The 13,482-nt window shown below is 43.3% G+C and carries 12 protein-coding genes; 7 read left to right on the top strand and 5 right to left on the bottom strand.

Translation table 11 applies throughout. The annotated features are described in order from the left end of the window. The first annotated feature begins 74 nt into the window (after positions 1-74). Entirely contained in the window at positions 75-1,346 is a 1,272-nt protein-coding gene (gene bioA / locus SC428_RS08060; protein ID WP_070925001.1) for an adenosylmethionine--8-amino-7-oxononanoate transaminase, read from the top strand. Between the two features lie 146 nt (positions 1,347-1,492). Here the strand turns inward: bioA and pgl are convergent, their stop codons facing one another. Continuing rightward, on the bottom strand, positions 1,493-2,479 hold the full coding sequence (gene pgl / locus SC428_RS08065) for a 6-phosphogluconolactonase (RefSeq protein ID WP_070925002.1): 987 nt from the start codon (positions 2,477-2,479) through the stop codon (positions 1,493-1,495). A gap of 458 nt (positions 2,480-2,937) precedes the next feature. Here pgl and SC428_RS08070 point away from each other — a divergent pair, with 458 nt between their 5' ends. After that, complete coding sequence (locus SC428_RS08070; RefSeq protein WP_070925003.1) at positions 2,938-3,756, top strand: pyridoxal phosphatase; 819 nt, start codon at positions 2,938-2,940, stop codon at positions 3,754-3,756. A 156-nt stretch (positions 3,757-3,912) separates the two neighbouring features. Here SC428_RS08070 and modC read toward each other — a convergent pair whose 3' ends face one another. From modC to modA, 3 genes are read right to left on the bottom strand one after another with little or no spacing between them, the layout of a single operon-like run. Beyond that, positions 3,913-4,986, bottom strand: a complete 1,074-nt coding sequence (gene modC, locus SC428_RS08075) for a molybdenum ABC transporter ATP-binding protein ModC (protein WP_140180651.1) — start codon at positions 4,984-4,986, stop codon at positions 3,913-3,915. A 1-nt stretch (position 4,987) separates the two neighbouring features. Continuing rightward, complete coding sequence (gene modB / locus SC428_RS08080) at positions 4,988-5,677, bottom strand: molybdate ABC transporter permease subunit (RefSeq protein WP_070925004.1); 690 nt, start codon at positions 5,675-5,677, stop codon at positions 4,988-4,990. 18 nt (positions 5,678-5,695) lie between these two features. Beyond that, positions 5,696-6,466 (bottom strand): molybdate ABC transporter substrate-binding protein, encoded by a 771-nt coding sequence (gene modA / locus SC428_RS08085; protein WP_070925005.1) that lies wholly within the window; start codon positions 6,464-6,466, stop codon positions 5,696-5,698. A 433-nt stretch (positions 6,467-6,899) separates the two neighbouring features. Here modA and SC428_RS08090 point away from each other — a divergent pair, with 433 nt between their 5' ends. Genes SC428_RS08090 through SC428_RS08100 form a run of 3 tightly spaced genes read left to right on the top strand, consistent with a single transcriptional unit; the run spans position 6,900 to position 10,191 of the window. Further along, complete coding sequence (locus tag SC428_RS08090) at positions 6,900-8,054, top strand: ATP-grasp domain-containing protein (protein WP_140186335.1); 1,155 nt, start codon at positions 6,900-6,902, stop codon at positions 8,052-8,054. Beyond that, positions 8,051-9,190, top strand: a complete 1,140-nt coding sequence (locus tag SC428_RS08095; RefSeq protein ID WP_070925007.1) for a hypothetical protein — start codon at positions 8,051-8,053, stop codon at positions 9,188-9,190. Before SC428_RS08090 ends, SC428_RS08095 begins: the two co-directional genes overlap by 4 nt. After that, positions 9,187-10,191 carry an aromatic ring-hydroxylating dioxygenase subunit alpha gene (locus tag SC428_RS08100; protein ID WP_318706934.1) on the top strand — a complete coding sequence of 335 codons (1,005 nt, stop codon included), beginning with the start codon at positions 9,187-9,189 and terminating at the stop codon, positions 10,189-10,191. The genes SC428_RS08095 and SC428_RS08100 overlap by 4 nt, the downstream gene beginning before the upstream one ends. Positions 10,192-10,522: 331 nt before the next feature. Here the strand turns inward: SC428_RS08100 and SC428_RS08105 are convergent, their stop codons facing one another. Then, positions 10,523-10,675, bottom strand: a complete 153-nt coding sequence (locus SC428_RS08105) for an AcrZ family multidrug efflux pump-associated protein (protein WP_081335825.1) — start codon at positions 10,673-10,675, stop codon at positions 10,523-10,525. Between the two features lie 188 nt (positions 10,676-10,863). Here SC428_RS08105 and modE point away from each other — a divergent pair, with 188 nt between their 5' ends. After that, entirely contained in the window at positions 10,864-11,655 is a 792-nt protein-coding gene (gene modE, locus SC428_RS08110) for a molybdenum-dependent transcriptional regulator (RefSeq protein WP_070925009.1), read from the top strand. A gap of 159 nt (positions 11,656-11,814) precedes the next feature. Beyond that, positions 11,815-13,287, top strand: a complete 1,473-nt coding sequence (gene modF / locus SC428_RS08115; RefSeq protein ID WP_318706937.1) for a molybdate ABC transporter ATP-binding protein ModF — start codon at positions 11,815-11,817, stop codon at positions 13,285-13,287. Positions 13,288-13,482 lie beyond the last annotated feature (195 nt).

Genomic DNA, 13,482 nt, shown 5'->3' on the forward strand with positions numbered 1-13,482 from the left:
AAAGTCGTTGCCAGTTTAAATATTGTGGTTATCATGTCAACCAAATTTAATAAAATAAGTTGACGGTAAAACAAATGGACAGTTCAGATATTGCTTTCGATGCTAAACATATTTGGCATCCCTACACTTCGATGAGCCACCCGATACCTGCGTATCCCATCGTCGCGGCAGAAGGCACAGAGCTGATAATGGCGAATGGTGAGCGACTCATTGACGGTATGTCTTCATGGTGGGCTGCAATTCATGGCTATAATCACCCAGTGCTCAACCAAGCAGCGATTGAGCAACTACAAAAAATGTCACATGTGATGTTTGGCGGGATCACTCATCCCTCTGCGGTGAATTTATGCCGTCAACTTATTGAAATTACCCCCAAGCCTCTTGAATGTGTTTTTCTCGCTGATTCAGGCTCGGTTGCCGTTGAAGTGTCTTTGAAAATGGCATTGCAATATTGGCAAGCAAAAGGCGAAAAACGCCAACGTATTTTGACGCTACGCCATGGTTATCATGGTGATACTTTCGGTGCAATGGCTGTGTGTGATCCTGATAATTCAATGCATGGGCTGTACAAAGGCTATCTCCCCCCACATATTTTTGTTGATGCTCCTCAATATGGTTTTTATGACGAGTGGGATCCTCTCGATTTACAGCCGATCACACAACAACTTGAAGCTAATCATCAAGAAATTGCGGCGATCATCCTTGAACCTATCGTTCAAGGAGCAGGTGGAATGCGCATCTATCACCCTCAATACTTAAAAGGGGTGCGTGAGCTTTGTGATCGTTATGGCATATTATTGATTGCCGATGAGATAGCGACAGGTTTTGGGCGAACAGGAAAATTGTTTGCCTGTGATCATGCCAATATTTCTCCTGATATTATGTGCTTAGGAAAAGCCCTGACTGGGGGATATATGACGCTTTCAGCGACGTTAACCACCCGACATGTTGCAGAAACTATTAGCAATGGTGAAGCTGGCTGTTTTATGCATGGTCCAACCTTTATGGGTAATCCACTAGCTTGTGCTGTTGCCAATGCAAGCCTGCAATTATTGCGCGAAAGCCCATGGCAGCAAACCGTCGCTCATATCGAGCAACAACTGATCCGAGAACTCACTCCTCTTGAGGATCATGCAAATGTGCAGCAAGTCCGTGTACTGGGTGCTATTGGTGTCGTTGAGATGAAAGAGCCCGTAAACACAGCGCAATTACAGAAAAAATTTGTCGCCAAAGGTGTATGGGTCAGGCCTTTTGGACGATTAATTTATGTGATGCCGCCTTATATCATTTTACCTGAGCAGCTCAGTAAAGTGACGAATGCGATTAGAGAAGTGATCGAGCAATAAATTCCCTTTAAATAACAAAGGGAGCTAAATAATTTAAAGCGCAGCTACATAGCCGTAAATACAGTCGAGTCACCTAGGTAAACTCAGTGACTCGACTAGCAGGGTTCGATCGCCATATCTTAACAAACATGACAAGCGCAACGTAATTAGCGCGCCAACACCGTTACCCACATAGGCCCTTTACCGACTGGGTAACGACCAATTTGCGATAATTTACCGGTAATTGGATCGATTTCTGAAACTGAAATGCTATTTGATTTTTGCCCACTTGAAATCAAGAAACGCCCTGTTGCATCAATATTGAAACCACGCGGTTGTTCCTCGGTCGGATAAGTGCCCGCAAACGTGAGTTCACGCCCCTCATCGGAAACGAGGAAATGGCTAATATAGCTGTCTGAGCGCTCACTGGCATATAAGTGACGACCATCAGGAGTGATGTGGATATCTGCCGCCCAACGTTGGCTCTCGCTGCCTTCTGGATAAACATTAACATGCTGTATTTGGCGATAACGGGTGAATTTATGGTAAACATTAATAGTGGAATCTAATTCATTTACACAGTAAATCACTTTATGCTGCGGGTGGAATGCCAGATGACGTGGACCAGCACCTTGAGCTGAACTAATTTGATCAGCAGATGCTTCAGTTAAATAACCATTATCATGCAAATCAAATAGGCGGATATGATCTTCACCTAAACAAGGTACCCATAGCTGTTGATTATCGACGTCAACATGGGATGAATGAGGATTACGAAGCCCTTCTATTACTTGGATAGCGCTTTGTGGCACACCTTCTTCGTCAATCGGTAAGACCGCCAAATTATGTTGATGGTATGAAGGAACAAACAAATACTTTCCGGTGTTATCTAATGATAAATGTACCGGCGTACTTGGAATGACCGTCTCAGCTTTTAAGCTAAGTGTTCCCTTATCTTCAATTTGATAAGTGATCACTCGAAAATTGGGCCGGACACCAATATAAAGGTGTTTTTTATCATGGCTTAATACCATTGGCTGCACTTGGCCTGGTGTTGTCACCGTTTGTAGTAACGTGAGCTCACCAGCTTCGTTCATAGACCAAACGTGGATTTGATGGCTTTCGGGGCTAGCAATATAGACAACCTGATTCATCCTGTCTCCTTATGATTCATGATAAAATAGCTTTTTTCATTATACTCTAAATAATTCGAGATGCAGGTAGGCGACAAGCGAAGATAGACGGGGAGCATAGATAAACTATGTGACTCGGCTAGCTGAGTGTAGTCAACACCCCTGCAATTTGAAGTATAACGAGTATATGACGGTTAATTTCAGGATACACTAGCGAGTAACAAGCAATCCCCTCTTTTTCAACACATCTTCCACTAAATTATCTCAAAATGATCAAAACAGCAGATTACCAATAACTTGACTCGATTCATTCTGCGCCACTTTAGTTAATCGGCAATATCCGCTAAGATGATAAAATTATTTTAGTATTGGATTATTTTCAGGCTAACAGATCCCTTTCTGTTTAGCCAACAACGACAAAAACTATCATATAGCCACTCATTAAGGCATATGCAACCTCAAATCACGTGGAGCCGTTTATGTCATACCGCGTTATTGCGCTCGATCTTGATGGAACATTGCTTGATCCTCAAAAGAAAATTTTACCCGAATCCCTAGCAGCCTTAAATGAAGCCCGCAGACAAGGTGTTAAAGTTCTCATCGTAACTGGCCGCCACCATGTTGCTATCCATCCTTTCTATCAAGAACTGGATCTTGATACACCAGCAATATGCTGTAACGGAACTTACCTTTATGATTATTTAGGTAAAAAGGTACTCGCATCCGATCCAATGACCACCGAATCAGCCATCCAAATGATTGATAGATTACAAGGAACGGATATTCAGCATTTAATGTATGTTGATAATGCGATGCTGTATAACGCGCCAACAGAAGGGATCAAACGTACACTGAGCTGGGCTCAAACCCTGCCAGAAGCACAGCGCCCAAATATTCAGTTTGTTGAAAACTATGCCGACGTTATGCACGACTATCAATCTATTTGGAAATTTGCTGTCAGTTCCGAAGATGTTGATCAGCTGAAAGAAGTTGTGCGTGGTATTGAAAACGATTTCGGCTTGGAATGTGAATGGTCATGGGCCGATCAAGTCGACGTAGGTCGTAAAGGTAACAGCAAAGGCCAGCGCCTAAAACAATGGGTTGAATCACAGGGGATGACCATGAATGATGTGGTTGCTTTTGGTGATAACTTTAACGATTTAAGCATGCTAACCACCGCTGGACTCGGTGTTGCTATGGGCCAAGCGGTCGATGAAATCAAACAACAAGCAAAACTGGTCACTAAAGATAATACCCAGCCGGGAATTGCGGAAGTGATCCGCAAATACGTTTTGTAACCGCGTATTTATACGCTCAATGATTTAAGTTGTCGTTAGGCTCACAAGTGAACAAATCGCTAAGTGTATAAGATCACGCTGATAAGTGTGAGAGCGACAACTTGAAGCATGGTGATCATAGAGGGCTAACCATTAGCCCTCTAATTACATAGATAACTATGATGAAAAGTTTCGGCTAAGGGATACACTCTTCACTTGCGCATACACACGACGCCCTTTACGGATCGACAGCTCATCGCGCGCCCAGCGAGTAATACGTGCCCATAAATAGTGCTGTTCGCCTAAATCCAATTTAACATCCACTTGCTCGCCATCTTCCATCCACTCCACGACTTCAGCGGATAAAATATTGCGAATGCTGCTCACCTGTGGCTTCTCTAATACTAATGACACATCGGATGCATCAATACGTAAACGTAATTCAGCTCCTTTTTCAGTATCAACACGCGGGATCCACAGCTTTTGATTGCCGACAGTCACTGCTGTCATATTATAGTCAGGGTGATTACTATGGCATGTCACATTTAGTACACTACTCAGTGTATCTTGCTGTAACCAAGGACGTAACGCACTACTGGCCCATACCTCTTCTAATGCACCGAACGCTTTTACTTTCCCTTGAGCCATGACGATCACTTTATCAGCCAAACGTAAAATCTCATCAAGACTATGGCTAACATATAAAATAGGAATTTTAACGTCTTGAGAAAGCTTTTCGAGATAAGGTAATAATTCACGTTTACGCGGTAAGTCCAATGAAGCTAATGGCTCATCCATCAGCAATATTTCAGGTGCCGTCAGTAAAGCGCGGCCAATTGCTACACGTTGCTTTTCCCCCCCTGAGAGCGTAATCGGAAAGCGATTCAGTAATTTTTCAATTCCTAATAACTCAACGATTTCATCAAAGCGCTCTTTCATTTCAGGCGCCATACCGTAGCGTAAATTACTTTTCACTCGATAATGTGGAAAAAGGCGTGCATCTTGAAATACATACCCAATATGACGTTTTTCTGGCGGTAAACAAATACGTTTTTCGACGTCAACCAAGGTACGCCCATTCAGTACAATACGACCTCGATTTGGTTTGGTTAACCCGCCAATCACATTGATCAATGAGGTTTTCCCAGCGCCAGAAAGGCCAAATACCGCGGTAATACTTTCAGTAGGAAGCGCTGTTTTGACCTCAAGTTGCAAGTCACCCAACTGTTGTGAAAAATCCAGCTCTAACATATTAGGCTACCCCCAGTCGTTTTTTACCCCAGCGGGTCAGCCATTCTGAAATTAACAACGAAATGAGCGCCAATACAATGGCGATAATACACAGACGAGCGGCATCCACTTCAGCCCCTGGCGTTTCAATCAACGTATACATTGCCAATGGGATCGTTTGTGTTTCACCGGGTATATTAGAGACAAAGGTAATTGTGGCACCAAACTCACCTAATGAGCGAGCAAAGGCCAGCACAGTGCCAACGATAATACCGGGAAGTGACAATGGGATGGTGATCGTAAAAAATACCCGTAATGGTGTTGCACCTAATGTTCTAGCCGCTTGTTCCAATTTACGATCAACCGCTTCGAGCGCTAATCGAATCGCTCGTACCATTAAAGGGAAAGCCACCACAGCAGAGGCTAAAGCCGCACCTCGCCAACTAAAAGTGAAACTGAAACCAAACCAATTATATAACCATTCACCAATAAAACCGCGACGTCCCATACTAATCAATAATAAATAGCCAACTACCACAGGCGGCAAAACCAGTGGTAGATGAATAATACTATCAAGCAGTGTTTTACCGGGGAAATTACAGCGAACCAGAACCCAAGCCATTAATATCCCTAATGGTAGGCTAAACATTACTGCCACACTCGATACCTTTAAACTTAGGTAGATGGCTTCCCATTCATAAGCACTTAACATCGGCAATACTATAATCCCTTAACGTGGGGTGAAACCGTAACGTTTGAATACCTCAGAAGCCGCTGGGGTTTTCAGATACTCATAAAAGTCACGAGTGGCTTTATTGTCTTGATCTTTGACGATAGCCATTGGATATTCAACGGGTTTATGCGAATCAGCAGGGAAAACACCCACTACTTTTACTTTTTTGCTGGCAACAGCATCAGAGCCATACACAATGCCTAACGGTGCTTCATCACGCTCAACCAAAGCCATGCCGCTACGAACGTTATTCGTACGCGCTAACAATGGGTTCACCGTATCCCATGCACCTAAATTGCCTAACGCTTCTTTTGCATAAATACCAACCGGCACATGATCCGGATCACCAACCGCTAAACGACCACCATCAAGCAACTTTTTCCAATCAGTTTGTTGGTTGATTTCCACTTTTTCAATTTTAGAATCTTTTGGTGCGATCAAGACTAATTCATTACCTAACAAGGTATAACGTGTGTTATCCACCATCAAGTGTTTATCAATGGCATAATCCATCCACTGTTGGTCAGCAGAAATAAACAGATTCGCAGGTGCACCTTGTTCGATTTGGCGCGCTAACGTTGAAGAAGATGCATAAGAAGAAACAACATCCACTTTATGCTCTTTCTGATACTGCTCAGAAATTTCATTCATTGCGTTAGTCAGTGATGCCGCAGCAAAAACAGTTATTTTCTCTGCCGCACTACTATAACTTGCCATAGATAAAGTTATCGTCGCGCCAGCTAAAAACTTGATCAAACTTTTTTTCATTTCATTCCCCATCCTAATATTAATAGTTACGCTATATATACCAAGATATAACGTTAACTTAAAGGCATAGGCTACATAAAAGTGTGCTAGCGCAACAATTTGACCAATATTTTAAGGATTGTCACCAGTAATAAATTTGCCCATCATTCTTTTTTAAAGTTCAGGAAGATGCGAGTCAGGTGTGTTACTAAAAGCCTACTTATAATTATGGTGCAAGATAGCTCAGTTAAATGGGGAGTAAAACACCAAAATACGCCTGAAATAATTTGAGTTAATTTACTTAAAGATCAAGGTGAAAAGATGGTAAAATTTGCAGCTATCTACTAAAAAACAAAAATAACGATACTGGCCAAGCTTATGACGGACAAAATCTCGCTCTCCAATAAAAAGCTTGTGTATCTCCATATTTACTGAAATTCCCTAAGAGATTGCTATGAACGTACTGATTCTCGGTGCACGTGCACCTGCCTGCTTAGAATGGGCGCGAGCCTTTGAAGAGGCAGGATGGGCTGTCAGCGTCGGCGATTCGTTGAGCCAGCCACTAAGCCGTTTCAGTCGCTCAGTGCAGCACTATATCCGCTTACCTGAACCACGAAAGGATCCAGCAGCTTGGATCGAAGCACTGGCAGCGGCGATCAAAACTCAACGTATTGACCTGCTATTGCCAACGTGTGAGGAAGTGTTTTATTTGGCTCATGGCCTCGAACGTCTATTACCATTGTGTCGGGTGTTAACCAGTGACTTTTCGTTGTTGCACCGTTTACATCATAAAGGGCATTTTGCGGCCATGGTGGATGGTTGGTCCGTGACTGCGCCCGAAACACATCTACTGACAGACCGCCAATCATTACTCACATTCGCTGATGAAGCAACGAGATGGGTGTTCAAACCCGCGTATTCACGCTTTGCCTCACAAACTTTGATCCGCCCGTCAGCCCAACAGTTAAACAACGTGCAGCCTACTCAGGCCGAGCCATGGATAGCACAGCGATTTATCGAAGGACAGGAGTTTTGCAGTTTTAGTATTTTGATTGATGGTGAACTACGAGCCCATAGCTGTTATCACCCACGCTATCGAGTTGGTCGTGGCTCAGGGATCTATTTCCAGCCGAGCACACCGGAACCAGTACGCCAGTTCCTTGAACATTTTGGTCAAGAAACCGCTTACAACGGGCAAGTGGGATTCGATTTTATTAAGGATAGAAACGGTCGTTTTCATGTACTGGAGTGCAATCCAAGGGCAACCAGTGGTGTGCACTTATTCGATAATCAGCGACAATTATTAGTAAATAGCTTGAGTCATTCATGCGAGCAGATACTTGAACCGACATTAGAACCTCGAATGATCGCATTGGCTATGCTGCTATTTGCAGCCCCACGACGGCTTTTTAGCCCTCAGTACTGGCGTGATTACACCACAGCTCGCGATGTCATTGTTCAAAAAGGTGACTGGTGGCCGCTGATAGCACAAACATGTAGCCTCACAGAAATCATTACTCGAGCTGTATCTCGACGCTGTGGGCTATTAGCTGCGTCTACGGCTGATATCGAATGGAACGGCCAGCCGTTAAGCGAACACACTCCATGAAATTATTGTTTAAAAAACAATTTCTCAGCGAGAACACTAGCCCTAATGATAGCCTTGCTTTACGCTATGTGCGCGCATGTGCCAATGACCGTTTAATCGGTAATGTTAGCGCTAGAATGGTGCTACTCGATACGGGAACACAGCAATTGCCTGTCAGTATCACGGAAGGTAACGAACCTGATGACAACTGCTATGTGGTATCCCCACAAACAGCCTACAGCGGTTATGCGCTTGAAGAGCTCAAACGCCTCGACAGACCATACCTAACTTGGCCCTTGAAACTGCTGATTCAAGCTGTCGCTTGTCTACTACGTGCGGGAAAAATCAACAAATTAGTGCAAGTGAATAACTGGTTGCTATCGACAAATCTTTATCCCACAGATTGGAATATCTCTGAGCTACCAGCAGTTACGGCGCTGCTACAAAGAGAATTCCCTGAGCACGCACTCGGCTTTCGTTCAATCAATAATTTCAGCAATCATGCATTGCGCCAGAAACTGAAAACCCTCGGTTATCTGAGTGTCCCTAGCCGTCAAGTCTATTTGTTTGACGGACGGGCTGGGGAGCAAGCGCCGTTTCTCAAGCATCATAACACCCAATTGGATGCCACCTTATTACGACGTAGCCCGTATACCGTAGTACTTGGTAATGATTTAAATGATGTCGATTTCAAGAGAATCGAACATCTTTATAATCAGCTTTACTTAGATAAATACAGTACTCTGAACCCCCACTACAATGCACGATGGATGCAGCAAGGACAACGCGAAGGATGGCTAGAATTTCGCGCCTTACGTAACGCTGAAGGGCGTATTGACGGCGCGTTGGGCTGGTTCTCTTCTTCTACCCTACTTAGCGCCCCAATCGTCGGTTACGACACCACGTTGCCCCAAAAGATTGGATTATATCGACAATTAACCCGCCTGTGCCTACAAGAAGCCGTTGAGCGTCGTCAAGTGCTAAACTTTAGCTCTGGCGCAGCCAAGTTCAAACGCCTGCGGGGAGGACAGCCGCAAATCGAATATAGCCTGATCTACACCGCCCATCTGTCTTGGGGGCGACGCCTTGTATGGACGGTGCTTAGCTATTTATTGCATCGTATTGGCGTACCTATAATGAAGAGGTTCAAACTGTGAATTCGATTTTTCACCAATGGTGGCCTGTCGCTCTCAGCGCCCAATTGCGAAACAAACCTGTGGCGAGCCAATTACATGACACGCCGCTGGTGCTATTTCGTACCCGTGAGGGGCGTGCCGCCGCGCTACCAGATCGTTGTCCGCACCGTTTTGCACCATTGAGCGCTGGCAAAGTCTGTGATGGGCAGATTGAATGTCCTTATCATGGTTGGCGGTTTTCCGCCGACGGACGTTGCACTCGAATTCCCGGTAGTGATCAAGCCTCGGGAAGCAAGCCTCTGCTCGATAGTTTGGCTTGTTGTGAAGCTTATGGGCTGGTGTGGGTAAGCTTGAGTACGGAACCCCCATTAACTCCACCTGTTGCTCCTGCTCATCAGCATCAAATATTAGATACGTTCTGGATCACTGATCGAGTGCAATGTTCATTGCAGGATGCGGCAGAGAACTTTCTCGATGGATTTCATACTCATTTCGTTCACTCAGGTTGGATCCGTCATGATAAACAACGACAAAAAATCAGTGCTCAAGTTCACCCACTCGCAGATGGCGTCGAAGCCGTGTACAGCGAAGAGGGTAAACAGTCAGGGATTATTTCTCGGCTGTTTGAACGCGAGCGCGGCGTCAGTATGGGGCGTTTCCGTATGCCATGTCTGGCAGAAATAGAGTACCGCGATGGCAATGATGCACTTAATCTACTGGTCAGTGTTTGGTTGGTACCATGTGGAAACGGTCAGCTACAACTGTTTGCTCGAATAGCCACCAAGCGTGGCTGGCTTCCTACAATCATCAAACGTTACATATTAAGCAAGCTATTTCGCGTGATCCTGCGCCAAGATCGCCTGATGCTAGAGAAGGTTACTCACAATAAATTGCGTTTTCCAGCCCCCTTGCTTACTCCTCTGGATGGAGAGCAGGACTTACTTGGCCCGAGTATACGTAAATTACTCGAAGATGGACAACCACTTATATTTGAGGAACGCCAGTTCTCTTTTTGGCTCTAAATAGGAGGTTTGTTGTAACTAATAAGATACTTATAAGATTTTACTGAGGTATATACTCTAAATAATTCGAGATGCAGGTAGGCGACTAGCTAAGTGTAGTCAACAACCCTGCAACTTGAAGGACGACGGGTATACTCGATAAATCCCTACCGTTTCATTAGGTCTTACAACCTTCAATATAGCGATTTGTTCGAAGTGAATTGTTGAGTTTACAAACTCTTTTTACACTTATTCGGGAAAGCACAAGTCAACCAAATATAAAAGAGCATCAATAAAAGAAAAGAGCAGCCTGTTCTCTAACAAAAACAGGCGAGCTTAAATGGAGGAAGAACTATTTATTGTTCTCGGTATGATGATGCGGAACGTGCGCTTTAGATAACAGGTTAAAGAAAGCGCCGAGGCCATAAATCAAACCCATGATCAAAAACATCACGACTGGAACCATCAACAGGGCGAAGCCCATGCTTTTTAAAATATCAAACATTAATAGCCTCTTAAGTTATTACTAGCCTACTAGCCGAACTATCTCAGCTAGGGAAAATAACGTCATGGTTAAATAATAACGTATATAATAGACAAATTACATTTCAAACGACACACTAAACGTGCTTTTTTGTCACATCTCGTTGATGATAACGTCGTTCTCAACATGAAATAGGAAAGGTTATATTTATGCAGGCAGAAATCTTACTAACATTAAAACTACAAGGAAATTTATTTGCTGATCCTCGCCGAATTTCATTACTAAAGCAAATCCAAGCGACTGGTTCGATTAGCCAAGGAGCAAAACTTGCTGGGATCAGCTATAAAAGTGCATGGGATGCTATCAACGAAATGAATCAACTTGCTGACGATATTTTAGTAGATAGAGCGACCGGAGGTAAAGGTGGTGGTGGTACAACACTCACCCACTATGGTGAAAGGCTACTGCAACTTTATGACCTACTTGCCCAAATTCAACAAAAAGCGTTTGATGTGCTGAAAGACGACAGTTTACCTCTCGATAGCCTATTGGCTGCAATTTCACGTTTTTCATTACAAACGAGTGCCCGTAACCAATTTTTTGGTCGTTTAATTGCGCGTGATCATAACCAAGTCCAGCAGCATGTCAGCGTGTTATTGGCGGATAATAAAACCGTAATCAACGCCGCGTTAACCGAGCAAAGTGCCAACCGTTTAGGGTTGACTGAAGGTAAGGAAGTACTCGCTTTAATTAAAGCCCCTTGGGTGAAACTGAGCAAACAGCCGACTCTCGCTAATGAATTCGATAATGCCTTAAACGGTAAAATAACGACTCTTGAACGTGGTAAAGAAAATAGTGAGGTACTTATTACGCTCTCAGGAGGAGAAACACTGTGCTCAACGCTCAACAACCAAGAAGTCGATAACCAACAACTTAAGCTTAATGATAGCGTGACAGCTCTATTTAATGCCGATCAAGTGATCATCGCCACGCTGTGTTAATCCTTTCACACTTACTTATTTACTTTAAATAGGTAAGTGCTTGCTTCTTTTTTGTGCCTTTCCTCCCTTGAGTTATTGACTTTATCGGCAATCCTGATTATTTGTGGAGAAGACAGATAGGTAAATAACGAATGATAAAAAGAGAATAAAGGAAGTAATATGGCATCAATCACCCTGCATCATAGTAGCTTTAGGCTAAGTGACTCACAAACTCTCGACATTCCAGATTTGCTCATTAATCAACATGAAAGTTGGGCTTTTATTGGTGCCAATGGCAGTGGAAAATCTTCACTGGCGAAAGCATTAACGGGTGAACTCAATCCCTTATCTGGTATTGTGGAAAACAGTTTTCTATCGCCTATACGCCTATCTTTCGAGCAACTGCAAAAAATTATTAATGATGAGTGGCAACGTAATAACACCGATTTGTTCAGTGAAAACGAAGAAGATACCGGATATACCGCAGCTGAAATTATTCAACTAAACCATAAAGACAATGAATATTGTTTAGAGCTCGCCAGTAAATTTGGCATCAGCGACCTGCTTTCACGACGCTTTAAATACCTATCCACAGGAGAAACGCGTAAAGTTTTACTGTGCCAGACACTAATGGGGCAACCTGATTTATTGATCCTTGATGAGCCTTTTGATGGCCTTGATGTTTTTTCCAGAAATAACCTCAGTGAGCTATTGTCCAGTTTGTCTGAAAAAGGGCTCACGATTGTACTTATACTCAATCGATTCGATGAGTTACCTGACTTTATTGAAAATATGGGTGTGGTAGCTGACTGTAAACTTACATTATCTGGAGCCCGTGAGTCAGTACTTGCTAACACACTAATTAGCCAGCTACAGCATAGTGAAAACCTTAAACATTTAACTATTCCAGAAGTGGAAGATCCCACCGCGCAAGTTACTTTATCTGATGATATTCCCCGCGTGATCTTAAATAATGGTGTAGTCAGTTATAATGATAAGCCCATCTTGCATGGCTTGAACTGGCAAGTTAACCCTCATGAGCACTGGCAAATTATTGGTGAAAATGGAGCAGGAAAATCAACGCTACTCAGTTTAATTACAGGGGACCATCCTCAAGGTTACAGCAATGATTTGACGTTATTTGGCCGTCGCCGAGGAACCGGAGAAACCATTTGGGATATCAAACGCCACATTGGCTATGTCAGCAACAGTATTCATCAAGAGTACCGTGTCGCAACCAGTGTATTAAATGTGATTATTTCAGGATTCCATGATTCTATTGGCTTATATCAAACCCCGTCAGATAGACAAGTACAATTAGCTTATCAATGGCTCGCTCTGCTCGGTTTTAGCAAACAAACGGCTCAACTGCCTTTTCATAGCTTATCATGGGGACAACAGCGATTAGTATTGATTGCGCGTGCACTGGTTAAACACCCTGCTGTGCTGATTTTAGATGAACCACTACAAGGGCTTGATGGTTTAAATCGCCTGTTGGTATTACGCTTTATTGATATCATGCTCAGTCAAGGCACTACGCAACTATTATTCGTCACCCATCACCAAGAAGATGCGCCAGCTTGCATTACTCATCGTTTAAAATTTGTTCCTGATAACGGTCAATATCGTTACGAAATAGAAGAAACCCGATGACCCCACCAGCTATGGCCGCAGACAGTTCGGCCATAGTTAATCTATTGATTATCTATCGATACAATATATAACTGTATAATATTATTATCTTATTTTTATATAATAACTATTTTCTCTATTTTTATCTCGGAAAATGTAACTAAATCATTAGAATGTGCCACCTTCAATAATTCAAATAGATTTTAAAATTTTTTG

It is taken from the genome of Providencia sp. 2023EL-00965, from assembly GCF_033550225.1.
GTDB classification, from domain to species: Bacteria; Pseudomonadota; Gammaproteobacteria; order Enterobacterales; family Enterobacteriaceae; genus Providencia; species Providencia manganoxydans.